At 66.2% G+C, this 24364-nt stretch carries 21 protein-coding genes and 1 tRNA gene; 8 read left to right on the top strand and 14 right to left on the bottom strand.

From position 1 onward, the window contains the following. Nucleotides 1–13: 13 nt before the first annotated feature. Nucleotides 14–3529 (bottom strand): DNA-directed RNA polymerase subunit beta, encoded by a 3516-nt coding sequence (rpoB, locus tag AC1D1A_RS04055; protein ID WP_028275121.1) that lies wholly within the window; start codon nucleotides 3527–3529, stop codon nucleotides 14–16. Between the two features lie 397 nt (nucleotides 3530–3926). On the opposite strand from rpoB, the gene AC1D1A_RS04050 reads away from it, so the two are divergent. Continuing rightward, nucleotides 3927–5126 (top strand): acetyl-CoA C-acetyltransferase, encoded by a 1200-nt coding sequence (locus tag AC1D1A_RS04050; protein ID WP_476872994.1) that lies wholly within the window; start codon nucleotides 3927–3929, stop codon nucleotides 5124–5126. Between the two features lie 90 nt (nucleotides 5127–5216). Then, complete coding sequence (locus tag AC1D1A_RS04045) at nucleotides 5217–5702, top strand: aminoacyl-tRNA deacylase (RefSeq protein ID WP_223913811.1); 486 nt, start codon at nucleotides 5217–5219, stop codon at nucleotides 5700–5702. A 95-nt stretch (nucleotides 5703–5797) separates the two neighbouring features. On the opposite strand, the gene AC1D1A_RS04040 is transcribed toward AC1D1A_RS04045, so the two are convergent. The 10 genes from AC1D1A_RS04040 to AC1D1A_RS03995 form a co-directional block, all read right to left on the bottom strand. After that, a complete protein-coding gene (locus tag AC1D1A_RS04040) occupies nucleotides 5798–7651 on the bottom strand; it encodes a bifunctional metallophosphatase/5'-nucleotidase (protein ID WP_476947188.1) in 1854 nt (617 codons plus the stop codon). A gap of 242 nt (nucleotides 7652–7893) precedes the next feature. After that, nucleotides 7894–8265, bottom strand: coding sequence for a 50S ribosomal protein L7/L12 (rplL, locus tag AC1D1A_RS04035; protein ID WP_028276543.1), 372 nt, complete (start codon nucleotides 8263–8265; stop codon nucleotides 7894–7896). Nucleotides 8266–8342: 77 nt separating this feature from the next. After that, entirely contained in the window at nucleotides 8343–8936 is a 594-nt protein-coding gene (rplJ, locus tag AC1D1A_RS04030) for a 50S ribosomal protein L10 (RefSeq protein WP_028276542.1), read from the bottom strand. Nucleotides 8937–9262: 326 nt separating this feature from the next. After that, a complete protein-coding gene (locus AC1D1A_RS04025) occupies nucleotides 9263–10372 on the bottom strand; it encodes a GNAT family N-acetyltransferase (RefSeq protein WP_028276541.1) in 1110 nt (369 codons plus the stop codon). Between the two features lie 167 nt (nucleotides 10373–10539). Continuing rightward, entirely contained in the window at nucleotides 10540–11679 is a 1140-nt protein-coding gene (locus tag AC1D1A_RS04020; RefSeq protein WP_476947187.1) for a GNAT family N-acetyltransferase, read from the bottom strand. Between the two features lie 173 nt (nucleotides 11680–11852). Next, on the bottom strand, nucleotides 11853–12560 hold the full coding sequence (gene rplA, locus AC1D1A_RS04015) for a 50S ribosomal protein L1 (RefSeq protein ID WP_018773648.1): 708 nt from the start codon (nucleotides 12558–12560) through the stop codon (nucleotides 11853–11855). 184 nt (nucleotides 12561–12744) lie between these two features. Beyond that, the gene (gene rplK / locus AC1D1A_RS04010; RefSeq protein ID WP_018773647.1) at nucleotides 12745–13176 is read right to left on the bottom strand and encodes a 50S ribosomal protein L11; all 432 of its coding nucleotides are present in this window, start codon (nucleotides 13174–13176) and stop codon (nucleotides 12745–12747) included. A 129-nt stretch (nucleotides 13177–13305) separates the two neighbouring features. Then, nucleotides 13306–14157, bottom strand: a complete 852-nt coding sequence (nusG, locus tag AC1D1A_RS04005) for a transcription termination/antitermination protein NusG (protein WP_476947186.1) — start codon at nucleotides 14155–14157, stop codon at nucleotides 13306–13308. Nucleotides 14158–14270: 113 nt separating this feature from the next. Beyond that, on the bottom strand, nucleotides 14271–14555 hold the full coding sequence (gene secE / locus AC1D1A_RS04000; protein ID WP_028276538.1) for a preprotein translocase subunit SecE: 285 nt from the start codon (nucleotides 14553–14555) through the stop codon (nucleotides 14271–14273). Between the two features lie 79 nt (nucleotides 14556–14634). Beyond that, nucleotides 14635–14707, bottom strand: a tRNA-Trp gene (locus AC1D1A_RS03995). 276 nt (nucleotides 14708–14983) lie between these two features. On the opposite strand from AC1D1A_RS03995, the gene AC1D1A_RS03990 reads away from it, so the two are divergent. Continuing rightward, entirely contained in the window at nucleotides 14984–16201 is a 1218-nt protein-coding gene (locus AC1D1A_RS03990; protein ID WP_476858998.1) for a pyridoxal phosphate-dependent aminotransferase, read from the top strand. Between the two features lie 82 nt (nucleotides 16202–16283). On the opposite strand, the gene AC1D1A_RS03985 is transcribed toward AC1D1A_RS03990, so the two are convergent. Both AC1D1A_RS03985 and AC1D1A_RS03980 read right to left on the bottom strand, forming a co-directional pair. Continuing rightward, nucleotides 16284–16943, bottom strand: a complete 660-nt coding sequence (locus AC1D1A_RS03985; RefSeq protein ID WP_223913807.1) for a LuxR C-terminal-related transcriptional regulator — start codon at nucleotides 16941–16943, stop codon at nucleotides 16284–16286. Nucleotides 16944–16966: 23 nt separating this feature from the next. Then, nucleotides 16967–18349 carry an ATP-binding protein gene (locus tag AC1D1A_RS03980; RefSeq protein WP_476947185.1) on the bottom strand — a complete coding sequence of 461 codons (1383 nt, stop codon included), beginning with the start codon at nucleotides 18347–18349 and terminating at the stop codon, nucleotides 16967–16969. A 124-nt stretch (nucleotides 18350–18473) separates the two neighbouring features. Between AC1D1A_RS03980 and AC1D1A_RS03975 the strand changes: the two genes are divergently transcribed. The 5 genes from AC1D1A_RS03975 (at nucleotide 18474) to AC1D1A_RS03955 (ending at nucleotide 22709) form a co-directional block, all read left to right on the top strand. Next, on the top strand, nucleotides 18474–20108 hold the full coding sequence (locus tag AC1D1A_RS03975; RefSeq protein WP_476947184.1) for a PspC domain-containing protein: 1635 nt from the start codon (nucleotides 18474–18476) through the stop codon (nucleotides 20106–20108). Nucleotide 20109: 1 nt separating this feature from the next. Next, complete coding sequence (locus AC1D1A_RS03970; RefSeq protein WP_028276533.1) at nucleotides 20110–20373, top strand: hypothetical protein; 264 nt, start codon at nucleotides 20110–20112, stop codon at nucleotides 20371–20373. A 3-nt stretch (nucleotides 20374–20376) separates the two neighbouring features. Further along, complete coding sequence (locus AC1D1A_RS03965; protein ID WP_476851311.1) at nucleotides 20377–20631, top strand: PspC domain-containing protein; 255 nt, start codon at nucleotides 20377–20379, stop codon at nucleotides 20629–20631. 226 nt (nucleotides 20632–20857) lie between these two features. Then, on the top strand, nucleotides 20858–21883 hold the full coding sequence (locus AC1D1A_RS03960) for a 6-phosphofructokinase (protein WP_018773638.1): 1026 nt from the start codon (nucleotides 20858–20860) through the stop codon (nucleotides 21881–21883). A 115-nt stretch (nucleotides 21884–21998) separates the two neighbouring features. Beyond that, nucleotides 21999–22709: a GNAT family N-acetyltransferase gene (locus AC1D1A_RS03955; RefSeq protein WP_476947183.1), complete on the top strand. Its 711-nt coding sequence runs from the start codon at nucleotides 21999–22001 to the stop codon at nucleotides 22707–22709. 16 nt (nucleotides 22710–22725) lie between these two features. On the opposite strand, the gene AC1D1A_RS03950 is transcribed toward AC1D1A_RS03955, so the two are convergent. After that, a complete protein-coding gene (locus AC1D1A_RS03950) occupies nucleotides 22726–24288 on the bottom strand; it encodes an MFS transporter (protein ID WP_476855680.1) in 1563 nt (520 codons plus the stop codon). Nucleotides 24289–24364 lie beyond the last annotated feature (76 nt).

The raw sequence follows: 24364 nt of genomic DNA, 5'->3' as shown, positions 1-24364 counted from the left end.
CGTAAACCCCCTGCTAAACCTCTTCTACGGAACTGGGCTCTGCACGAGACAGATCGATGCCCAGTTCTTCCGCAGCCGTGAAGACTGCGTCATCAGAGTCACGCATTTCAATTGTGGTTCCGTCCGTGGAAAGCACTTCCACGTTCAGGCACAGCGACTGCATTTCCTTGATCAAGACCTTGAAGGACTCAGGAACGCCCGGCTCGGGGATGTTCTCGCCCTTGACGATGGCTTCGTAGACCTTCACACGACCGTGGATATCATCCGACTTGATCGTCAGCAGTTCCTGGAGCGTGTACGCGGCGCCGTAAGCTTCGAGCGCCCACACTTCCATTTCACCGAAGCGCTGGCCACCGAACTGTGCCTTACCACCCAGCGGCTGCTGCGTGATCATGGAGTACGGGCCGGTGGAGCGGGCGTGGATCTTGTCGTCCACCAGGTGGTGGAGCTTCAGGATGTACATGTAGCCGACCGAGATCGGATCCGGGAACGGCTCGCCGGAGCGGCCGTCGAACAGACGGGTCTTGCCGGAAGAGTTGATCAGGCGGTCGCCGTCGCGGGTGACGTTGGTGGAATCGAGCAGGCCCGTGATTTCCTCTTCACGCGCACCGTCGAAGACCGGCGTCGCCACAGTGGTCTGGCCACTCTCGCGCGGCAGGTTCGGCAGCTGCTTGACCCACTCGGGCTCGCCCTCGATCTTCCAGCCGGTCTTGGCAACCCAGCCGAGGTGCGTTTCCAGCACCTGGCCGACGTTCATGCGGCCCGGAACACCCAGCGGGTTCAGGACGATATCAACGGGGGTGCCGTCGGCAAGGAAGGGCATGTCCTCGATCGGAAGGATCTTGGAGATAACACCCTTGTTGCCGTGGCGGCCGGCGAGCTTGTCGCCGTCGGTGATCTTGCGCTTGGCAGCGACGTAGACGCGCACCAGCTGGTTGACGCCCGGGGGCAGCTCGTCGTCGTTGTCGCGGTCGAAGACGCGGACACCGATCACGGTGCCGGACTCGCCGTGCGGCACCTTCAGGGAGGTGTCGCGCACTTCGCGGGACTTCTCACCGAAGATGGCGCGCAGCAGGCGCTCTTCCGGGGTCAGCTCGGTCTCGCCCTTGGGGGTGACCTTACCGACCAGGATGTCGCCGGCCTCAACCTCGGCACCGATGTGGATGATGCCGCGCTCGTCCAGGCCTGCCAGGACTTCCTCAGACACGTTCGGGATGTCACGGGTGATTTCCTCGGCACCAAGCTTGGTGTCGCGGGCATCGATCTCGTGCTCCTCGATGTGGATCGAGGACAGGACGTCCTCGGCCACGATGCGCTGGGAGAGGATGATGGCATCCTCGAAGTTGTGGCCTTCCCATGACATGAATGCCACGAGCAGGTTCTTACCGAGGGCGAGCTCGCCCTGGTCCGTTGCCGGGCCGTCAGCGATGATGCCGCCGACCTCCAGGCGCTGGCCTTCGCTTACCAGGACACGGTGGTTGTAGCAGTTGCCCTGGTTGGAACGGGCGAACTTGTTGATGCGGTAGTTGGTTTCCGTACCGTCGTCGTTGAGCATGATGACCAGCTCAGCGGAGACCTCGGTAACCACACCGGCCTTCTTGGCGATGACAACGTCACCGGCGTCGACGGCTGCGGCGCGCTCCATGCCGGTACCGACGAACGGTGCCTCGGAACGGACCAGCGGCACGGCCTGGCGCTGCATGTTGGCACCCATGAGTGCACGGTTGGCATCGTCATGCTCGAGGAACGGGATCAGGGCGGTAGCCACGGACACCATCTGGCGCGGGGAAACGTCCATGAACTCGACGTCGGCGGCGGGAACCAGCACAGGCTCGCCTCCACCACCGCGGGCACGGACCAGGACGGTCTCTTCCGCGAAACGCTTGTTCTCGTCGAGCGGTGCGTTGGCCTGTGCGATCAGGACCTCGGCTTCGTCGTCGGCCGTGAGGTACTTGACCTCATCGGAGACGACACCCTCGGCGACAAGGCGGTACGGGGTTTCGATGAAACCGAACGGGTTGATGCGTCCGTAGGAAGCCAGCGAACCGATCAGACCAATGTTCGGGCCTTCAGGAGTTTCGATGGGGCACATACGTCCGTAGTGGGACGGGTGCACGTCACGAACTTCCATGCCGGCACGGTCACGGGACAGACCACCCGGGCCAAGCGCGGACAGGCGGCGCTTGTGGGTCAGACCCGAGAGCGGGTTGTTCTGGTCCATGAACTGGGACAGCTGGGAAGTTCCGAAGAACTCCTTGATGGCTGCCACGACGGGACGGATGTTGATCAGGGTCTGCGGCGTGATGGCCTCGACGTCCTGGGTCGTCATGCGTTCGCGGACAACGCGCTCCATGCGGGACAGGCCGGTGCGGACCTGGTTCTCGATGAGCTCGCCGACGGCGCGGATGCGGCGGTTGCCGAAGTGGTCGATGTCATCGATCTCGACGCGGAGCTCGTGGTCCTGGCCGTCGCGCTTGCCCATGAGGGTCTTCTCGCCGGCGTGCAGCGCAACCAGGAACTTGATCATGGCCACGATGTCTTCAACGTGCAGGACCGAAGCTTCCTTGTCGCCAAGGGAGCGGTCGATGCCAAGCTTGCGGTTGATCTTGTAACGGCCGACCTTGGCCAGATCGTAGCGCTTGGAGTTGAAGTACAGGTTGTCCAGCAGGGACTGGGCAGCCTCAACCGTGGGCGGCTCGCCCGGTCGCAGCTTCCGGTAGATGTCCAGCAACGCGTCTTCGCGGGTCTCGGTGGCGTCCTTCTCCAGCGTGGCGCGCATGGAGTCGTACTGGCCGAATTCCTCGAGGATCTGGCCTTCGGTCCAGCCGAGGGCCTTCAGCAGCACGGTGACGGACTGCTTGCGCTTGCGGTCAAGACGGACGCCGACCTGGTCGCGCTTGTCGATTTCGAGCTCGAACCAGGCGCCGCGGGAGGGGATGATCTTCGCGGTGAAGATGTCCTTGTCGCTGGTCTTGTCGGCGGTGCGCTCAAAGTAGGCGCCCGGCGAGCGGACCAGCTGGGAGACGACGACACGCTCGGTGCCGTTGACGACGAAGGTGCCCTTCTCGGTCATCAGCGGGAAGTCACCCATGAACACGGTCTGCTGCTTGATTTCGCCCGTGTTGTTGTTCATGAACTCGGCCTTGACGTACAGCGGAGCCGAGTACGTTGCGTCCCGGTCCTTGCACTCAGCCATGGTGTATTTGGGGTCAGCGAACTCCGGCTCGGAGAAGCTCAGGGACATGGTGCCCTGGAAGTCTTCGATCGGGGAGATCTCTTCGAAGATGTCGGACAGACCCGAGGAGGTGGCGACGCTGAGGTCGCCTTCTTCGACGGCCTTCGCAACGCGCGCCTGCCAGCGTTCGTTCCCGACCAGCCAGTCAAAGCTGTCGGTTTGCAGGGCGAGCAGATTCGGAACATCAAGGGGTTCGTGAATCTTTGCGAATGAGAGCCGGCGGGTTGCACCGTCGGTGCTGTCGGCATTGATAGCGGTAGCGTTGTTTACATTAGAGGTGCTCGAGGCGACCAAGAGGGATCCTTCCACAGACCTTCAGGCGTTGTCAGATCTCCCCCGTTATGCACTCTGCAGAATGACTCCGCAGCGCTACCAGTCCGGTTCCGCTATATGACCCGGGACCCGCGCTGTCCATAGCTGGTGCACGTGGTAGACGGCACATTGATGGAACAGCTGTCAGGCTAAGCCCACCGCTATATGAAGGCTGAAGGTAAACAGGGAAGACGCAAATATCTACGATACGGCAAAGCAACCTACTTGTCTACCCCACTTCCGGCGGGATTGCAAGCACGAAGTTTGGCGGAATTTCCACTGACTCCTGGCGGCGACCGTGTCCGCCCTGCCGAATGGATAGGTGACGGGGCTCACGATAACGTAGACATAAGTCGAAAGAAGATCGGAAGAAAACACCATGAGCAATCCTGCAGACAACAACGATGTTGTCATTCTCGCCGCAGCCCGCACCCCCCAGGGGCGCCTGAACGGGCAGCTGGCCAGCTTCACCGCCGTCGAGCTCGGCACCCACGCCATCCGCGCGGCCCTGGCCGCCAGCGGCGTCAAGGCCGACCAGGTGGACAGCGTGATCATCGGCCAGGTCCTGCAGGCCGGCGCGGGCCAGAACCCTGCGCGCCAGAGCGCCATCGGCGCCGGCATCGGCTGGAACGTGCCGACGGTGACCATCAACAAGGTCTGCCTCTCGGGCCTCACCGCCGTGATCGACGCCGCCCGGATGATCCGCAGCGGGGACGCCACGGTGGTGGTCGCCGGCGGCCAGGAGTCCATGACCCGCGCACCTCACGTGCTGCCCGGTTCCCGGCAGGGCTGGGCGTACGGAACGGTCCAGGCCCTGGACGTGGCCGCGCACGACGGCCTGACCGACGCCTTCGACGGGCAGTCCATGGGACTGTCGACCGAGAGCAAGAACCTGACCCTCGGCATTGACCGGGCCTCCCAGGACGAGGTGGCGGCCCAGTCGCACCAGCGTGCCGCCCGGGCCGCGAAGGACGGCGTCTTCGACGGCGAGATCGCCCCGATGAGCGTCAAGCAGCGCAAGGGCGATCCGATCGCCGTCACCTCCGACGAGGGCATCCGGCCCGACACGACCGTCGAGTCGCTGTCCGGCCTGCGCGCGGCGTTCGTCACTGACGGAACCATCACCGCCGGCAACTCCTCTCCCCTGTCCGACGGCGCTGCCGCCCTGGTGCTGAGCAGCCGGAAGTTCGCCGAGGACAACGGCCTCGAGTATCTCGCGGTGGTCGGCAAGCCGGGCCAGGTCGCCGGTCCGGACAACTCGCTGCATTCCCAGCCGTCGAACGCCATCAAGAACGCCCTGGACAAAGCCGGCTGGTCCGCCGCGGACCTCGACTTCATCGAAATCAACGAGGCTTTCGGTTCCGTCGCGGTGCAGTCCCTGAAGGACCTCAACTATCCGCTGGAGCAGTGCAACATCCATGGCGGGGCCATCGCCCTGGGCCACCCGATCGGGGCCTCCGGGGCCCGGCTGGCCCTGCACGCGGCCCACGAACTCAAGCGCCGGGGTACCGGCAAGGCGGCCGTGTCCCTGTGCGGCGGCGGCGGCCAAGGCGAAGCGCTGCTGCTGTACCGCGACTAAGACCGGTAACCGGCGGGCCGGGCGGGCCCGGACCACAGGGCGGCCGGGCGGACCGGAAACAGCCGCCAGGAGTCAGGAAGGTTTGACGCGATGCCAGAGCAGAAAACAACCAGCGGCCGCGAACGGTTCCTCGCCGACGCCGCGGCGCGGGGGCTGGACGTGGAGATCGTCGAACGCCTCGCCGCCCGCAGCCTTGAGGAGGCGGCCGGTATCCTCGGGATCCGGCCCGCCGATATCGTGAAGTCGCTCGTGGTCAAGCACAAGGACGGCAGTTTCCTGTTCGCGCTGGTCCCCGGAGACCGGCAGATTTCCTGGCCCAAGCTGCGGGCGCTGCTGGGCGTCAACAAGCTCTCGCTGCCGGCGGCGGATACGGCTTTCGAGGCCACCGGGTACGAGCGCGGGACCATCACGCCGCTCGGCAGCATCCGCCCCTGGCCCGTCTACGCCGACCAGACCATCACGGGCCGGCGGATCTCCATGGGCGCAGGGGAACATGGCTACAGCGCGTTCGTGGACGCGGATGCCCTGACGGCGGCGCTGGGCGCCGTCGTCGCCGACATCACTGAACCCAACTAGCGCGCCCGGGTTAACAACAACGCGGGGTCACTTGGAGCCCATCCCGACCGCCGGGATGGGCCGGAAGTGACCCCGCGTTGCTGTTTGACCGGGCGTCAGGCCGTAACCGAGAGGGGCGCCCCGTTGACGGTGAGGCGCCAGTTGGCCTGGCTGAACACGGCGACGTCCAAGGTCCCGCGGTCCACGACGTAGTCGATGATGCGCTGCCGGATCTCCTGCTGGCTGTTGGACAGCACGGGCGCGCTCTTCACGGCCGGGAAGTTGCCGCCCCCGCTCTGCCGGTAGTTGTTGATGGCCAGCGCGAATTCCTGCTCGAGCCGCAGCGGCTCGCCACCGTAGGTCAGCTTGACGATCCGGTCCCCTGCCGGCCGGGCGAGGTCGATCTCGTAGTTCAGCGGCGCGTCCAGGCCGTAGACAACGTCGTAGTTGTAGTCCGGCGTGCCGTTCGGTGCCGTGGCGGTCACGGCATTGGTGACGTCCTGGGCCCTGGCTGTGGCAGCGGTCACCGGTTTGAAGTATTGGGCGGACCACTCCAGGTATGCCTTGACCTGCGCGCCAGTGACCTTGACGGAGAGCAGCGTGTTGTCGAAGATGTACAGCCCTGCGACGTCGCGGATGGTGAGCGCCCCGGCCTTGACATCAACGGCGCGGGAGAAGGCCGCGGCAATGGACAGTACGGGCAGCCCGGCCGCGGGACCGTTGGCCAGCTCAGCCTTGATGGTGCTCGCCTGGACGTAGTTGATGGCGTCGATCGCTGCGGAGTCCTCCCAGCAGGCGGTGGCCGTGCTGAGCGGTGCCGTGGAGGTTCCGATGACCTCATTGACGTAGTTCACCGTGGCCTCATGCCCGGCCTGCACGGCCCGGACGACGGCGGGATCCGGGTTCACCGTCTTGGCGTCCAGCAAGTGCGAATGCGCCGACGTGACGGTCCACCGCCCCTGCACCTTGGCGAGCTCGAGGTCCATGACAGATACCCGCATGCCCCACTTGAGCGGCTCGGTCAGGAGCACCTGCTTGCCGGTGGCCTTGTTGGTGACGAAGCGCTCGGGGATCTCCAGGTGGGCGTGCCCGACCAGGATGGCGTCAATGCCGGGCACTTCCTCCGCCAGCTGGGTGGAGGCGTTCTCCGGGAACGGCAGGGCGTCGCCGTAAGAAGACCCCGGCGTCGCCCCGGAATGGCTCGTGACAATGACGATGTCCGCGCCGGCGGCCTTCACCTGCGGAATGACAGCTTTGGCCTCTTCGACGATGCCGTTGAAATCGAGCCTGCCTTCGACGTTGTCGCGGTCCCAGAGGGCGCAGCCGGGCGTCACGAACCCGACCAGGCCCACCGTCACCCAGCCGTTGTCCGTCTTGACCCGCTTCAGGACGTACGGCGTGAAGGCGCGCTGGCCCGAGACGGCGTCGTGCACGTTGGCGCCCAGGAGCGGAAAGTCCAGCTGCTTCTCCCAGGTGCGCAGCAGTGGAATGCCGTAGTTGAACTCGTGGTTTCCCAGCCCCGCGGCGTCATAGCCGATCGCGTTCATGGCCAGCGCCATGGGGTGTTTCACGGTGGCCGAGATGGGCTGGATTTTGGCGAAGTAGTAGGCCAGGGGCGTGCCCTGGATGGTGTCCCCGGCGTCGATAGTCAAGGTGTTCGCCGCTCCGCGCTCGGCCCGCATTGCGTTGATCAGGGTGGCAGCCTGGGCAATCCCGATCTTGTTCCCGACGGCGTCGGCATAGGGCACGTTCTTGAAGTAGTCCCAGTTGAAGACGTTGTTGTGCAGATCTGTGGTGCCGAGCACTGTCAGCGTGAAGTGCTCCTTGCCGTCCGGCCCGCCCGTGGCCGCCCGTTCGCCAGCGGCTTGGGCTGCGGGGGCTCCCGCCAGTGCGGCTGCGGCAGCGCTGCCGCCGACGAGGGCGGCTGTGAGCATCGCGCGGCGGGAGGGTGCATCGTGTGGGTTCGGCATGGTGGGTGAACTCCTGAACGTAGGGGGCCGGTGGGCACAAATCCACAGTCTAGGGGCGGCTTTACAACTGCGACAGGGGTATCAGAAAAACTTTGCCAAATCCTTGGACGCCGTTCATCCCGGGCGACGGGAGCGCTCCAGCCAGCGTGGATTCCGGTCCGGGAACGCAGGAAACCCCGCCCACTGAGTGGACGGGGTTTCCTTTGAGCAGTGCGGACCGCGATGGATCCGGACGGCGGGTGTTACTTGAGGGTAACGCGGGCGCCAGCTTCTTCGAGCTGAGCCTTTGCCTTCTCGGCAGCTTCCTTGGTGGCGCCTTCGAGAACAGCCTTGGGTGCGCTGTCAACCAGGTCCTTGGCTTCCTTGAGGCCCAGGGAGGTGATGGCGCGAACTTCCTTGATCACTGCGATCTTCTTGTCGCCAGCAGCTTCGAGGATGACGTCGAAGTCAGTCTTCTCTTCAGCTTCTTCTGCAGCAGCGGCGGGGCCGGCAACGGCAACGGCAGCAGCAGTAACTTCGAAGGTCTCTTCGAAGAGCTTGACGAACTCGGAGAGCTCGATGATGGTCAGTTCCTTGAAAGCTTCAATGAGCTCTTCGTTGGTGAGCTTCGCCATGGTGTGGCGTCCTTCCTATAGTGGTGCGCGGCGGCCCTGAGGCTCGCTGTCGCACCGGAGTCTTATGGAGAAGAGGACTAGTTCTCTTCGGGGGCTGCGGCTTCGGCCGGTGCTTCGGCCTCGGCTGCTGCATCTGCTGCGGGAGCTTCTTCAGCGGCGGGTGCTTCGGCTGCTGCCGGTGCACCGTTCTCTTCTTCAAGCTTGAGGCGCAGTGCGTCGATGATGCGTACAGCGGCGGCAGCAGGAGCCTTGAGGATCCCTGCAACCTTGGCGAGCTGCAGCTCACGGGACTCGAGTGCTGCCAGGGCAGCAACTTCGCTGGCGTTCAGTGCCTTGCCCTCGAAGTAACCGGTCTTGATGACCAGCTGCTTGTTGGCCTTGGCAAAATCCGTCAGGCTCTTGGCAGCTGCAACTGCGTCACCCTTGATGAACGCGATTGCAGTGGGGCCGGCGAGCTGACCGTCGAATGCTTCGACACCAGCTTCCTTGGCTGCAATGGCGGTCAGGGTGTTCTTGACGACCGAGAACTTGGTTTCCTGGCCGAGAGAGACACGCAGCTGCTTGAGCTGTGCAACGGTGAGCCCGCGGTATTCGGTCAGGACAGCGGCGTTCGATTCCTTGAAATCGTTAGTGATCTCAGCTACTGCTGAAACCTTGCTAGGCGTTGCCATAACCCTCCTTCCGGGGATAGTGCCGGTATGTCCGGGTCCCCGCTCAAAAGAGCTAAAAACTAAAAAACGCCCCGCGCAGATGCACGGGGCTTGTCTCGACGCGGTCCATGACCGCGGAGCTTTGCTTCGTTCACCTGCGCCGGCCGCCCTATGTTCAGGGTCCTTCGTCCGGAAATCCACTGCGCTCTCCCGGCGCGACTGCAGAAGTGAGTCTTGCTTGGGAGAGTGGATTTCCAACAACCGACGGTCTTTGGTCCTCCAAGCTTACGGGACACGGCGCGCGTGTTCCAAATCGGGCCCGGCGGGCAGTGCTGGGTGAACAGCCCTCAGCTGACAGCCGGTCCGAAGTTGGGGAGTTCTTTTTGCCAGAGACCCGTCACGCCCGCTGTCGTGAAGCCCAGCTGCTGGTTGACCTTCAGGAGGTAGCGGTTCTCCGGGGCGTTCCACGTGTACAGGACCCGGGCGTCCGGGAACTGTTCGCTGAGCCGTTCCATGTTGGCGACCTTGATCAGCAGCCCGAGCTTGTTGCCGCGGTGTTCCTGCAGCACTACCGTGTCGTCCTGGAAGACGACGTCCGGGCGCAGGGCCAGGACACTGATGGTGGTCAGGCCCACGAGCGTTCCGCTGGCGATGTGCTCGACGGCAGTGACCACCGTCCGGCGGCCCTGGGCTATGGTGACTTCCTCCGCTTCCCGGAGGATGCCGCCGTCGAACACCATTTCCTGGGCATCCGGCCCCGGCACTTCGTCCTCGCCTGCCTGGTTTTCCAGCGCGGCGACGGCCTCGAGCCACTGGTCAGGGCACCGGTCCGTCCAGTGGTGCAGACGGTAGCGGCCGGCATTGGCTTCCTCGGCCTCGGCCTCCAGGTCGGCGACGAGCTTGGTGTCCAGCGGCAACGCACAGGAGCTGAACTGCTCGATGTGCTGCAGGGTGTAGCCGGTGTGGCGGGCAAATTCCACGTCACGGCTGCCCAGCGGGACGAACCCGACACCGCTGCCGGGCACGAGCTGTTCGGCCTCCGGGTCCGTCAGGGTTGATCCCGGGTGGTTGGTGTCGATCAGGATCGTGTGGCGGCCCTCGTCCCGGGCGAAATGTTCGGCGGCCGCCAGCAGCTGCCTCCCCACGCCCTGGCGCCGGAATTCCGGCAGGATGTCGAGGGTGAATTCGGCGAGATCGAGGTTGTCCACGAGCGGCAGGGCGATGTCCGCCGTCCCGACAATCACGCCGTCGATCTTGGCGACGAGGATCACCTGGCGTTCGTAGGGGTCCGCCATCTCAAGCAGCTTTTCCTGCGGCGCGTAGGCGAGGTCGTCGGTGCCCCAGGTCTGCATCCGGACCCTGCGCCCCACCTCGATGGCGGCGAGAAAGTCGGCGGCATCGGGCGCGTCAAGGGAATCGGGGATCCACAGCTGCTCAATCCGTACATCGTTTGCCATAGAGGGCATCTTCCCAGCCGTTGTGCCACCCACCATCGGTACGGCCCGGCTCAAACCGGGCTTTCAACCGCCAGCATATGCTGGTTTGGGCCGCTGTTCCATTGGTGACGCAGGGCAGTTTCCGCTCCAGTCTGCGCCCGGCGGCTTCCGCCCCAGCCGGCGCCTGGTCAGTTCCGGATCTCATTGCCGGTGGCTGCGTCCGCGGCGGCAGCGGTCCGCTGCCATTCGCCGTCGTAGCCCGCCGGCTTGAAGCCCAGCGCGATGTTGATGCCGAGCATATGGTCGTTTTCGGCGGCGTTGTACGTCAGGACGCGCCGGACCGCTGGGTGGGACTCCCGCAGCAGGCGCAGGTTGCGGATCTTGATGAGCATGCCAAGCCGGTGGCCGCGGTGGCCCACAGCGACGAGGGTATCGTCCTGGTTGGCCAGCCAGGGCTTGTCGGCTGTTGTCTGCAGGACGGTATAGGCGGCCAGTTCGCCGCTGGCCCGGTGCCGTGCCGCCACCACGAGGGAGGACTGGCCGGCGCGCCGCCAGGTGTCCTCGACGTGGCGGACCCGGGCGACGTCCCAGATTTCCGGCTCGTAACTCAGCGCACCGGAGGGGGCGTCGGTGCTCATGCGGGACATGAGCACCGCGAGCTGGGCGGCATGTTCCTCCGGGCAGGAGTCGGTCCAGTGCAGCAGCTCATAGTCCCCCGCGCGGGCCAGGGCGTCCCGTTCCAGGGCGTCGAGGTCCGCGGCGGGCGGGACGTCGAGCGAACTGAACCGTTCGACCTGCTCCAGGCGGTAGCCGGCTTTTCCGGCGAAGCGGACGCCCGGCGCGCCGGCGGGCAGCGCTCCGGTCCCCGTGGCGGGCTTGATGAGGTTGGTGCCATCGACGTCGAAATCGGCCGGGTGCTCGGTGAAGGTCTGCAGGATGGTCCTCCCGTCGGCGGCGGCCAGCGCCTCGGCGTGCTCCAGCAGTGCCCGGCCGATCCCCCGCCCGGCGAAGGCATCCAGGACGCTCACGTGCAGCAGCGCACTGCCCAGATTCTCCTGCAGTTCACAGCGGACCCAGGAGTTGGCCGCCATGCGTCCGTCGACGCGGACGAAGAAGAGCCGCAGCCGGGTGTACGCCGTGTCCCGCCAGTACTGCAGGCGGGCCGCCGCGGACGATGCCCGGTCCAGGTTGCCCCAAGTCTGCAGGATGAGCTCATCACAGAGTTCCATGAATTCGAGGAACTCTGCCGTATCAGCGGCATCGGTGTCGGCAGCATCAAGGCTGGCGGGCAGGGAGAGTTCCTCGATGAGGTACGACGGCGTAGTCACCGGGACAGCCTAACCGGCAAGTCCGGCGGCACCAAGGGTCCCGGATGCCAAACGTTTCGCACGCCACGGGGTCCCGGCGCAGGACGGCAAAAGGCCGCCCCGCAGTTGCGGGACGGCCTTTGGCTGGAACCGGCGACGTCAGCGAAGCCGCAGTTCCGTGGATCCGGTGAGGACTAGACCTCGGTCAGGACCTTGGTGACGTTGGGGTCAACCGAGATGCCCGGGCCGAACGTGGTGGCCACGGTGGCCTTCTGGATGTAGCGGCCCTTGGAAGCGGACGGCTTGAGGCGGAGGACCTCTTCCAGTGCGGCTGCGTAGTTCTCGGCCAGCTTGATGGCGTCGAACGAAACCTTGCCGATGATGAAGTGCAGGTTCGAGTGCTTGTCGACGCGGAAGTCGATCTTGCCGCCCTTGATGTCGTTGACGGCCTTGGCGACGTCAGCGGTCACGGTGCCGGTCTTCGGGTTCGGCATCAGGTTACGCGGACCCAGGACCTTACCGAGGCGGCCAACCTTGCCCATGAGGTCAGGGGTGGCGACGGCGGCGTCGAAGTCGGTCCAGCCGCCGGCGATCTTTTCGATCAGGTCATCGGAACCAACGAAGTCGGCGCCGGCCGCGATTGCGGCCTCAGCCTTGTCGCCCGTTGCGAAGACGAGGACGCGGGCGACCTTACCGGTGCCGTGCGGCAGGTTGACGGTGCCGCGGACCATCTGGTCGGCCTTACGCGGGTCAACGCCGAGGCGGAAAGCGACCTCAACGGTGGCGTCGAACTTGGACGGGTTGGTGTCCTTGGCGAGCGTCACTGCCTCGAACGGCGCGTAGAACTTCTCCGCGTCGATCTTGGCCGCGGCTGCCTCATATGCTTTGCTGCGCTTTGCCATGCTGCTTATTTCTCCTTGTGCAGTTGTGGTCTGCGGACCGCGCTGGGCCCTGCCACAGGCGGCATTCCGGCTGGTGTATCCGTTCCGGAATTCCGCTCTTCATTGTTTAGGTGGTGCCGGCTGGCCGGCGGTGCTGACGGCGTCGTGACCGGTTTCCCGATCCCGGCGCATCAGCGGTGGGGAATTAACCCTCGACGGTGATACCCATGGAGCGGGCGGTGCCGGCGATGATCTTCGCTGCGCCTTCGAGGCTGGTGGCGTTGAGGTCTTCCATCTTGGTGGTGGCGATCTCGTTGACCTGGGCCTGGGTCAGCTTGGCAACCTTGACGGTGTGCGGGGTAGCCGAACCCTTGGCGACGCCTGCAGCCTTTTTGATGAGCTCTGCAGCCGGCGGGGTCTTGGTGATGAACGTGAAGGAACGGTCCTCGTAGACCGTGATTTCCACGGGGATAACGTTGCCGCGCTGGGCTTCCGTCGCAGCGTTGTACGCCTTGCAGAATTCCATGATGTTGACACCGTGCTGGCCGAGCGCAGGACCGATCGGCGGGGCCGGGTTAGCGGCACCTGCCTGGATCTGCAGCTTGATGAGGCCGGTGACCTTCTTCTTGGGAGCCAATGTAGGTCCTTCTCTCAAATACGTCCTGGGGCACAGGAGCGTGCCTCAGGTTGGTGGCCGCCATGGCAAGGCGGCCGGCCGCTCCGTGGCTGCTAAGCGGGCAGCCCGGGGCGAATTCTTAGGGAAAAGCTAGATCTTGCTGACCTGGTTGAACGCCAGGGTGACCGGAGTCTCGCGCTCGAAGATGGATACCAGCACCACGAGGGTCTGGGAATCGATCTTGATCTCGGAGATCGTGGCGGGGAGGGTCTCGAACGGGCCTTCCTTGACGATGACCGACTCGCCAACCTCGAAGTCGACGTCGACCTGGGCGGCGGCGTGCTTGACCGGCTTGCCCTTCTCGGCCTGCTCTTCTTCGAAGACCGGCGCGAGCATGGAGAAGACCTCATCGAGGCGCAGCGGGACCGGGTTGTGGGCGTTGCCCACGAAGCCGGTGACACCGGGGGTGTGGCGGACGGCACCCCAGGAAGCGTCGGTCAGGTCCATGCGGACCAGGACATAACCGGGGATGCGGACACGGTTGATGACCTTGCGCTGGGCGTTCTTGATCTCAACGACTTCCTCCATCGGAACCTGGATTTCGAAGATGTAATCTTCCATGTCCAGGGTCTGGATGCGGGTCTCAAGGTTGGCCTTGACGCGGTTCTCGTAGCCTGCGTAGGAGTGAATGACGTACCAGTCACCCTCCTGGCGGCGCAGCTTGGCTTTGAACTCGTCCGCGGGGTCGACGTCGGCCTTGGCGGCCGCCGCTGCTAGCACGTCGGCGTCAGCCTCATCAGCGTCGGTGTCGTCGGCCTCTGCGTCGGCTGCAACTGCTGCCTCTGCGTCGTCTGCCGCTTCTGCTTCCGTGGCTACGGCCTCGTCAGTGACGTCGGATTCGGGCGCAGCAGACACAGCCTCGGACTCTTCCGCGGCTTCCACCGCGGCGTCCTGGCTCTTATCCAGCTCAGTCTCAGTTACCTCGAGCTCCTGCTCAGACACTTGGTCTCCTGCTTCCTCATTGCCTAACATGCCTATTTAAATGACTCAATTCCGCACACCCCGCGGAATCTCCGGTTTCCCGGGGCATCCACGCAGTCTGCGGACCGGTCGCCTTAGCTGTCCGTGGGGCCGCTGCCGCCGAAGACCCAGCTGACCGCGGTCCCAAAGGCCAGGTCCAGCAAGGTGACGATCACCATCATGATGGTCACGAACACCAGTACCACGAGTGTGTAGTTGATCAGTTCTTTACGGGTCGGTGCGACGACCTTCTTCAGTTCGCCAATGACCTGGCGGATGAAGATCGCGATACGAGCGAAGAAGCCGGGCTTGGCGGCATTCTTGGCGGGGCGGCCTTTGGAGCTGCTGGCAGCTGTTTCGGTCACCTGGTCCTCACTCATCCTCGCAATGATCGGATACCCGGCTCTGAACTGAACCATGGTTGCTGCGCTGGTTCCGGATAATCCGGAACAGCATGCGCAGGGCAGACAGGACTCGAACCTGCAACCTGCGGTTTTGGAGACCGCTGCGCTACCAATTGCGCCACTACCCTTCGGGGAGAAAAACCGCTCCGGCCGATGCGTCCCACAGGCTTCCCTGAGGCGCAGGCCATCATCGTGTTTTCAACACCGGAGAACCAGTCTACGCAACAACTGCGTCTACGTCGAACCGGCCCTCTTCGGACCCCTGCGTGCCTGCGAAAACCAACTGACAGCCGTCAGTCACATTCGGGTTCAGGCACCCCGGGGGATCCGCTGAACAGCATAGAGTAGATTTCGTCGAATCCCATATCCAGCCTTCCAGCTGCCAGCGAAGAACGGACCCGCCCATGTCTGCTGCCCGCATTTCCCAGCGCATTTCCGCCATAGCCGAATCCGCCACTCTGGCCGTCGATGCCAAGGCGAAGGCGCTGAAGGCAGCCGGTCGTCCGGTTATTGGCTTCGGAGCCGGGGAACCCGACTTCCCGACCCCCGGCTACATTGTGCAGGCCGCCATCGAGGCCGCCAGCCAGCCGAAATACCACCGCTACTCCCCCGCCGGCGGGCTCCCCGAACTGAAGCAGGCCATCGCGGACAAGACCTTCCGGGATTCCGGCTACCAGGCGGCGGCGTCCCAGGTGCTGGTGACCAACGGCGGCAAGCAGGCCGTCTACAACACCTTCGCCACCCTGCTGGATCCGGGCGACGAGGTCATTGTTCCGACCCCGTTTTGGACCACATACCCGGAGGCCATCCGGCTGGGCGGCGGCGTGCCGGTAGAGGTGTTCGCGGGCCCGGAGCAGGGCTACCTGGTCACCGTGGACCAGCTGGAAGCGGCCCTCACCGAGCGCACCAAGATCCTGCTCTTCGTCTCCCCTTCCAACCCCACCGGCGCCGTGTACTCGCCGGAGCAGGTCAAGGAGATCGGCCAGTGGGCAGCGTCCAAGGGCCTGTGGGTTGTCACCGACGAGATCTACGAACACCTGACCTACGACGGCGTGCCGTTCACCTCGATCGCCACCGCGGTGCCCGAGCTCGGCGACAAGGTGGTTATCCTCAACGGCGTGGCGAAGACCTATGCCATGACCGGCTGGCGTGTGGGCTGGATGATCGGGCCCGCGGACGTCATCAAGGCCGCCACCAACCTTCAGTCGCACGCGACGTCGAACGTCTCCAACATCCCCCAGGTCGCCGCCCTCGCGGCCGTGTCCGGGCCGCTGACCGCCGTCGATGAGATGAAGGTGGCATTTGACCGCCGCCGCAAGGCGATCGTCGCGGGCCTGAACGCGATTGACGGCGTTGACTGCCCGACGCCGAAGGGCGCGTTCTACGTGTACGCGGACGTCCGCGCGCTGCTGGGCAAGGAGTTCCCGTCTGCGAACGGCCCGGCGCGGCCGGCCACCTCTGCCGAACTCGCGGCGCTGATCCTTGACGAGGTCGAGGTGGCCGTGGTTCCCGGCGAGGCGTTCGGCCCGTCCGGCTACCTGCGCCTGTCCTATGCACTCGGCGACGACGACCTGGCCACGGGCGTCGCCCGCCTGCAGGACTTCCTCGGCAAGGCGAACTAACACGTCACAAACCCCGATGCGCTATCACTTCGGGTCCTTATTCCAGTGCGATAAGGACCCTAAGTGATAGCGCATCCTTGGGTTAAAGCAGGCGGCGCTCGGCGGCCCAGCGGGTCAGCTCGTGGCGGCTGGAGAGCTGGAGCTTGCGCAGCACGGCCGAGACGTGGGTTTCAACGGTCTTGATCGAGATGAACAGTTCTTTGGCCACCTCCTTATAGCTGTAGCCGCGGGCGATAAGGCGCATCACTTCGAGCTCCCGCGCCGAGAGTTTGTCGAGCTCGTCGTCGGCGATGTCCGCGGGGGCCGTGCCGAACGCGTCCAGGACGAAGCCCGCCAGCCGGGGTGAGAAGACGGCGTCGCCGCCTGCCACGCGGCGGACAGCGCCGCTGATCTCCGCGCCGGAAATGGTCTTGGTGACATAGCCGCGCGCGCCGGCCCGGATCACGGACACCACATCTTCTGCCGCGTCGGAGACGCTCAGCGCCAGGAACCGCGTGGTGCCCAGCAGGGGCGCCGAGCCGGCCAGGACCTCGCGTCCGCCGCCACCCCGGCCGCCGGGAAGATGGACGTCAAGGAGCACGACGTCGGGGCGTTGGACTGCGATGACGGCGATTGCCTCCTCCACCGTTCCGGCCTCCCCCGCGACGACGATGTCCGGGTCCAGGTCCGCCTTCAACCCGGAGCGGAAGATGGCGTGGTCGTCCACGATCACCACGCGAATCGGTGCGGGGTTTCCTTGCACAGGGTTTCCTGATGTTGGGCTGGTCACGGTTTGGCCTCTCCGTTGGCGTTGTTGGCGGCGGCCGAGGCAGTTCCGGCAGAGGCGGCGGCGACGGGCAGCCGAAGCCGCACTTCGGTGCCGTCCGGGCTGCTGGTGATCGCGGCGGTGCCGCCGTGGCGGTTCATCCGGCCGATGATCGATTCCCTGACGCCGAGCCGGTCCGGGGGAACGGAATCCGGATCGAAGCCCGGGCCCCTGTCCTTGACGAAAACTTCCGCGGCGGCGTCGGTGACTTCCAGGTAGACGGACACGGCGCCGCCGCCGTGCCGGGCGGCGTTCAGCATGGCCTCTCGGGATGCCTGGACGAGGGCCTCGTGGCGTTGAGTCATGGCGCAGTCCCCCACGCTGACCACCTCGACGGCGTTCCCCAGGGCGTCCTCGACCTCGGCTGCGGCGGCCTTGATGCCGTCGGACAGCTGACCGGATTCCTTGTCGGCGTCCCGGTACAGCCAGCCACGCAGCTCGCGCTCCTGCGCGCGGGCCAGCCTGATGACATCGTGCTCGTTGCCGGCCCGGCGTTGGATCAGGGCGAGGGTCTGCAGCACGGAGTCATGGAGGTGGGCGGCGATCTCGGCACGCTCGGTGGCGCGGACCCGCCCCGCGCGCTCTGTTTCCAGGTCGCGCCAGAACTTCAGCCCCCATGGCAGAAGCACCAGGGCCACGCCGCCGAGCACGGCCACCGAGGCCAGGAGGGCGAGCCAGGTCTGTTCCCAGGACCCCGAGCCGGACACCATGACCAGCACGCCGGCCACGACGAGGGCGAGCCCGGCCGCGAGGCGGGCCCAGCCGCCGGCCTGGTCCGCTTTGGTCTTGTCCACGAGCCCCGCCCGGCGGGTCTCGTCCAGTTGCATCCAGGCGATCGCGGCACCGCCCAGGATCGCCGCGACCGGGATCAGGGTACCCAGCGGCACGTCGACCCCCAGGAGCCGGGCGATCAGGATCCCGGCGGCCAGCAACAGGCCCGCGCCCAGCAGGATCTCCTTGCCGAAGGGCATGCCGGAGACTTTGGACCGCCAGGACCTCGGCGCCGCCGTCGTTGGCGTTCCACTGGTTCCGGGGGCTCCCGGCATGCCGGGAGCCTCCATCAGGTTTGCCACGCCTGGGGTGTCCGGGAAGCTCACTGCCGGAGCGATGGGCGACGCCGGGCGGCGGGCGTTGCGCCGGGCGTTTTCATCCGCAGTGGGGACCATGATCCAAAGCCAGGCGTAGAAGGCCACCCCGGCCCCGCCGGCGAGCGCAGCCACTGCCATGCCGATCCTGACCATGCGCACCGGCCAGCCCAGGTGGTTGGCGAGGCCCGCGCACACGCCGGCAATCACGCGGTCGCTGCTGCGGACCAGCGGCGGGCGGGCGGGCGCGGTTGTCATGCCTCAATCCAAGCACGGATCGGGGTTTCCCGGACGCGTTTGAGGGCCCAACCGGGGGCCACTCAGGGACCGTTCAGGGTGTTCCCCAGTAGAGGCCGGCGCCGGGAACGGGAAGGATCGAAGTATGAACCCGCACACTCCGCACCCCGATGAAGGCCCGGCCTCCGCAGACCGGCCGGCCACGGATCGATCCCACCCCGAACTTCCAGAATCGGAACTTCCAGAACCGGAACCTCCCGCCACGGATCTTCCGCACACTGAGCGTTCCGTCACGGACCTTCCGCACACGGAACGTCCCGACCCCGAACTTCCAGGCACGGGCCAGCCCGCTCCGGCCTTCTCCGGGCCGGGCGGCGCGCCGCCGGAGCCGCCGCGGCTTTACCCGCCCGGCGATCCGAATGGGCCGTTGCCCGGCCGGCAAACCCAGAATTTCTTCGACTGGATCCGCAGCCAGGGCATTTACCGCGGACGCGACCGCTGGATCGGCGGCGTGGCCAGCGGCATAGCCCACCGGCTCGGCGTCGATCCGCTGATTATCCGCGGCGTCCTGATCGTCCTGACCGTCTTCGCCGGAATTGGCGTTCTCGCCTACGGCCTGGCCTGGGCGTTGCTGCCCGAACCCGACGGCCGCATTCACGTCCAGGAGGCCGCCGCAGGGCGGTGGACAGCCGGCATGACCGGCGCGCTCATCACCTCGGTCATCGGTTTCCCCAGCCTGGGCACCGGGGTCTGGGGCTGGGACCGCTTCGGCTTCGGCGCCTTCGTCTGGACCGTCTTCTGGGTGGGCGGTGCCATCTACCTCATCTACTACCTGACCCAACGCAACAAGATCCGGGACGGAGCCACTGGCATGCCTTCGCGTTACGACGCAGGCAGCCCGGCCGGCGCCGCGGCTTTTGCGGCTAGCCCCCGCACCGCCGCCGGGCCGCAATCAGCAGGCAGCTTCCCGCAGGGCGGCGGCCGGACATATGGCGACCCGGCTGACAGCTCTCGAGTCACCGGCACCGGCCCGGACTGGGGTCCGCCTCCGCCGTCGGGACCCATTGCGTCCGGCCCCGTCCCGCCCGGCCCTGTTCCCCCAGGCGGCTACGGACCGGGGTCCGGCGCCACACCGCCCGCACCGGCCGCGCGCAACCTTGGCCCGGGCGCTCCGGCGGTCGCCATCACCGTCGGCTCCGCCCTCCTGGTGGGCGGGGGCATCAAGGCCCTCGACGCCGCCAACGTGATCGATCTCGGCGATGCCGGCAACGCGCTGGTCTGGGCCTTCGGCGCGGCCATCCTGGGCCTCGGGATCCTGTTCGCAGGGCTGCGGGGCCGGACCTCCGGGATCCTGGGCTTCTTCGCGGTCGTGGCCCTGCTGATCGGCGCCATCTTCAGCGTGGTCCCGCACGGGGACCGGTTCCGCTTCCAGAACGCCGACTGGACGCCGGCGAGCATTCAGCAGGCCCAAGGCGGCTTCGAGATCACCGGCGGCGCCGGAACCGCGGACCTGACCAAGCTGGCGCTGAATCCGCCCCTGGGCTCCGACGTCGTAGTTCCGATCGACGCGACGGCCAGCAACCTCACCGTCGTCATCCCCGCCACCGTTCCGGTGCACATCCAGGCGGACATGACCATGGGCAACCTCCACGACGGCAACCAGGACCGCGGCGGCATGACGACGCAGCAAAGCGACTACAACACCGCGAAACCGGGCGCCCGGCTGGTCCTGGAGATCTCCGGCACCGTCAGCAACGTGACCATCAAGGAAGGCAACTGACATGAGCAGCTATGACGACTCGCCGCTGGCCGATGCCGGGCACGACCCCGAAGCGGGTTCGCCCGCCCGGGTGGGCACAGTGGTCTGGGGACTGACAGTGGTGGCATTGGCTGCACTGATCATCATTTCCCGGCTCGGCCTTGTGGCCCTCAACGGCACCTATGTGCTGATCGGCCTGATGATCGGGGCCGGGGGTGCCCTGGTCGTGGGCGGCCTGGTCTCGGCACGCAGGCGTGACAATAAGTCAACTACAGGGAAGTCTTGACCCATGGATAAATTCTTTGACACCATCCGGGGCCTCGGCCTGAAACGTGGTCCGCAGCGCTGGGTTGGCGGCGTTTGCGGCGGGGTTGCCGCCAAACTGAACGTTGATGTGGCCTATGTCCGGATCGCCTACCTGCTCCTGAGCCTGCTCCCTGGCCCGGCGTTCGTGGTCTACCTCGCGGCCTGGCTCCTCCTCCCGGACCAGCGCAACGCAATCGTCCTCGAAAGCTTCCTCTCGAAGCGTTCCTCCCGGCCCTGACATCCATCACAGGCCATCCGTCACAGGCCGGCCCGGCCCCGCGGCCCGGCCCGGCGGCAACCTTCCCCGGTAGCTGCGCCGCACCACGAAAAGGTGCCCCCGCCATCATGGCGGGGGCACCTTTTGTAACCGTTTGTGTCCTGCCCCACACCCGCCACTAGACTCTAGGGTGAGCTCAGCGTGGCGCTCTGCCTGTACCCCTTCAAACCAGGATTTGAGCCAAGACATGAAAATTGGAATCCTCACCAGCGGCGGAGACTGCCCCGGCCTGAACGCCGTCATCCGTGGCGCCGTCCTCAAAGGAATCGCGGTCCACGGCCAGCAGTTCGTAGGATTCAAGGATGGCTGGCGCGGCGTTGTCGAGGGCGACATCGTGGAAATTCCCCGCACCATGGTCCGCGGCATCGCCAAGCAGGGCGGCACCATCCTGGGCACGTCCCGCACCAACCCGTTTGAGAACGGCGGCGGTCCCGAGGTCATCAAAGCCAACATGGACCGGCTCGGGATCGACGCCATCATCGCCATCGGCGGCGAGGGCACCCTGGCCGCCGCAAAGCGGCTCACCGACGCCGGCCTCAAAATCGTGGGCGTGCCCAAGACGGTCGACAACGACCTCGACGCCACGGACTACACCTTCGGCTTCGACACGGCCGTGGAAATCGCCACCGAGGCAATCGACCGGCTGCGCACCACCGGAGAGTCCCACCACCGCTGCATGATTGCCGAAGTCATGGGACGGCATGTGGGCTGGATCGCCTTGCACGCCGGCATGGCCTCGGGCGCCCACGCCATCCTGATCCCGGAGCAGAAGGCCTCCATGGAACAGATCGCCGAATGGGTCGTCTCCGCCCACGACCGTGGCCGCGCCCCGCTGCTCGTCGTCGCCGAGGGGTTTGTGCCCGAAGGCCAGGAGTCCCCGCATTCGGAGCGCGGCCTCGACACCTTTGGCCGGCCCCGCCTCGGCGGCATCGCCGAAATGCTTGCCCCCGAACTGGAGGCACGCACCGGCATCGAGACCCGCGCGACGGTCCTTGGCCACATCCAGCGCGGTGGCGTCCCGACGGCGTTCGACCGGGTCCTGGCCACCCGCCTGGGCATGGCCGCCATCGATTCGGTAGTGGAAAAGCGCTGGGGCACCATGGTGTCGCTGCACGGCACGGATATTGTGCACGTCGGTTTCGACGCCGCACTCGGCAACCTCAAGTCCGTACCGCAGAGCCGCTACGACGAGGCCGCAGTCCTCTTCGGCTAAGCGGACACCGGCGGGGTCCGGCTCGGGCGCGGCCCGCAGGGAAGAAGCGGGCCGGCAGCGCCGCAGCCAGGCAGGGGGCAGCCGGACGCGCGGCCGCGATGGGTAGGGTTGATTCATGACTCTTGAGCCCGGTTCCGCAGAAATTGTCCAGCTCGCATGGGCGCGCCGCCTGGGGTTCGACGACGGCGCCTTCGCGGCTGCCGCCGGCGTGAGGCTCACCCGGGCGGATGAACCAGCCCGGTCCCTGCAGTTCGTCCGCCTGTTCGGCAACTCCGCGCTGGTGGGCCCGCAGTGGGCGCTGGACGCCGCCGAGGGTCTCTCGGACGAGGAACTGGCCCAGCACGTGACGCTGCTGACCATCACCCGCGGGCACGGCGGCCACGGGCTCGGCGCCGCGGCACTCTTCTTCGCCGACGACCTCCCCCTGCAGCAGCCTGCCGGGGAGCTGACGGTCTCGCACGGGAACCCGGAAGCGATCGAACTGGAGACCTTCTGCCCGCCCGACGACGTCAACGAGGTGGGCCTCGCCGACCTGGAACACCGCTTCACCGTCCTGCATCTGGAAGACGGGCGGCGGACGCCCGTGGCCTGCGGGGCGTATGCCGAATGGGAAGGGCTCCTGGCCCATATGGGCGTGCTGGTCGCGCCCGAATGGCGGCGCCACGGCCTGGGCAAGCTGGCCGCCTCAGTAGCCGCCCACGAGGCCCTCGCCGCCGGACTGACGCTGCAGTGGCGTTCAGAAGTCAGCAACAAGGGGTCGCTGGCGCTGGCCCGGAGCCTGGGATTTTCCGCGGGCGGCATCCAGACCAGCGTGCTGCTGGGCTGATCCGGATGCCGCCAGGCTAGCCGCGCTCCGCGGCGGCCCTGCCTGCGGCGGCCCTGTCCGTGTCTGCCTTACCCGTGTCCGCTGCTGCGGCTGTGGCTGCGGCAGCATCTGGTTCGCCCCAGCCTTGGACCGGCTTGGGCTTGGCGAAGAACAGCGCCACGGCAGCGCCGAGCAGGATGACCGCCGCCGGCAGCAGGATGGACTGGCCCATCGCCGTCGAGAACCCCTCATGAAGCTCCGCCGGCAGGGCCCCGCCGAAGCCCATCGGGCTGGCGTCTGCGCCTGCTCCGGGCCGGGCGGGGAGCTCGGCCGCCAGCCGCGACTGGATCAGGACGGCGATGGCGGCGCTGCCGAGTACGGCGCCGATCTGGCGGGTCGTGTTGTAGACGCCTGAGCCGGCTCCGGCCTGCCGCGGCGGCAGGTTGCGTGTGACGGTGGAACTCAGCGGCGCCCAGATGCCTGCATTGGCGAAGCCCAGAACTGCGCTCGGCAGCAGGAACAGCCAGATGGGGGTGTCCGGGTGCATGAGCAGGGCATTCCAGAACAGCGCCACGGACATCAGGACCAGGCCGGTCGCGGTGATGAATTTCGGGTTGACCTTGTCGATGATCCGGCCGACGACGGGGGCGAGCCCGCCCGAGATCAGCGCCATCGGCACCATCATGAGCGCCGACTGGGTCGGGGTCAGTCCGCGGACGATCTGGTAGTAGAAGATCAGCGGCAGGCTGAACGCGGTGACGGTGAAGCCCACGGTGGTGATCGCAATGTTGGCGAGCGAGAAGTTCCGGTCCTTGAAAAGGGACAGGGGCAGCAGCGGTTCACCCGTGTTGAACTTCTGCCACAGGACGAAGACCACCAGCACGGCGATGCCGCTGATGATCAGGCCCCAGACGGTGATGGGGCCGGCGATGGTGCCCCAGTCGTACGTCGCCCCCTCCTGGATGCCGAAGACCAGGAGGAACAGGCCGAGGGCGCTGAGCAGCACGCCGGGAATATCGAACTTGTGCGGGTGGGTGGTCAGCGAGGGCACGAAACGCTGGGCGAGGATGAAGCCGACAATCCCGACGGGAACGTTGATGAAGAAGATCCATTCCCAGCCGAGGCCGTCCACCAGCACGCCGCCGAGGATCGGGCCAACCAGCGTGGCGACGCCGGCCGTGGCACCCCAGATGCCCATGGCCGCTCCGCGGCGGTCCGGGGGGAAGATCCGGGTAATGACGGCCATGGTCTGCGGCGTCATCATCGCCGCGCCGAGGCCCTGGACCACACGGGCCGCGATGAGGATCTCGACGCTGCCGGAGAGGCCGCACCACAGCGATGCCACGGTGAAGACGACGAGTCCGGAGAGGTAGAGCTTTTTCGGACCGAAACGGTCCCCGAGCCGGCCCGTGATCAGCAGCGGCACGGCATAGGCGAGCAGGTAGGCGCTGGTGACCCAGATCACCGAGTTAATGTCAGTGTTGAGGCCCTCCATGATGCTGGGGTTGGCCACCGAGACGATGGTGGTGTCGATCAGGATCATGAAGAAGCCGATCACCAGGGACCAGAGTGCCGGCCATGGCCGGGCTACGTTTTCCATGCGGTTCCTTAGGGGCTGGTGTGAAACGGTGGATGGGCTGTGTGTGGGGGCGGCCGGGTTCCGGCCGCGGTCCTGT

Source organism: Arthrobacter sp. P1_B9 (genome assembly GCF_056406495.1).
This window is presented reverse-complemented; position numbering and strand designations above follow the sequence as displayed.

Bases quoted from the DNA above. Each gene is read 5' to 3' on its own strand.
- AC1D1A_RS04050 (WP_476872994.1), top strand. From the start codon at position 3,927: ATGAGCAATCCTGCAGACAACAACGATGTTGTCATTCTCGCCGCAGCC.
- AC1D1A_RS04045 (WP_223913811.1), top strand. From the start codon at position 5,217: ATGCCAGAGCAGAAAACAACCAGCGGCCGCGAACGGTTCCTCGCCGAC.
- AC1D1A_RS04040 (WP_476947188.1), bottom strand. From the start codon at position 7,651: ATGCCGAACCCACACGATGCACCCTCCCGCCGCGCGATGCTCACAGCC.
- rplL (WP_028276543.1), bottom strand. From the start codon at position 8,265: ATGGCGAAGCTCACCAACGAAGAGCTCATTGAAGCTTTCAAGGAACTG.
- rplJ (WP_028276542.1), bottom strand. From the start codon at position 8,936: ATGGCAACGCCTAGCAAGGTTTCAGCAGTAGCTGAGATCACTAACGAT.
- AC1D1A_RS04025 (WP_028276541.1), bottom strand. From the start codon at position 10,372: ATGGCAAACGATGTACGGATTGAGCAGCTGTGGATCCCCGATTCCCTT.
- rplA (WP_018773648.1), bottom strand. From the start codon at position 12,560: ATGGCAAAGCGCAGCAAAGCATATGAGGCAGCCGCGGCCAAGATCGAC.
- secE (WP_028276538.1), bottom strand. From the start codon at position 14,555: ATGAGTGAGGACCAGGTGACCGAAACAGCTGCCAGCAGCTCCAAAGGC.
- AC1D1A_RS03990 (WP_476858998.1), top strand. From the start codon at position 14,984: ATGTCTGCTGCCCGCATTTCCCAGCGCATTTCCGCCATAGCCGAATCC.
- AC1D1A_RS03980 (WP_476947185.1), bottom strand. From the start codon at position 18,349: ATGACAACCGCGCCCGCCCGCCCGCCGCTGGTCCGCAGCAGCGACCGC.
- AC1D1A_RS03975 (WP_476947184.1), top strand. From the start codon at position 18,474: ATGAACCCGCACACTCCGCACCCCGATGAAGGCCCGGCCTCCGCAGAC.
- AC1D1A_RS03970 (WP_028276533.1), top strand. From the start codon at position 20,110: ATGAGCAGCTATGACGACTCGCCGCTGGCCGATGCCGGGCACGACCCC.
- AC1D1A_RS03965 (WP_476851311.1), top strand. From the start codon at position 20,377: ATGGATAAATTCTTTGACACCATCCGGGGCCTCGGCCTGAAACGTGGT.
- AC1D1A_RS03960 (WP_018773638.1), top strand. From the start codon at position 20,858: ATGAAAATTGGAATCCTCACCAGCGGCGGAGACTGCCCCGGCCTGAAC.
- AC1D1A_RS03955 (WP_476947183.1), top strand. From the start codon at position 21,999: ATGACTCTTGAGCCCGGTTCCGCAGAAATTGTCCAGCTCGCATGGGCG.
- AC1D1A_RS03950 (WP_476855680.1), bottom strand. From the start codon at position 24,288: ATGGAAAACGTAGCCCGGCCATGGCCGGCACTCTGGTCCCTGGTGATC.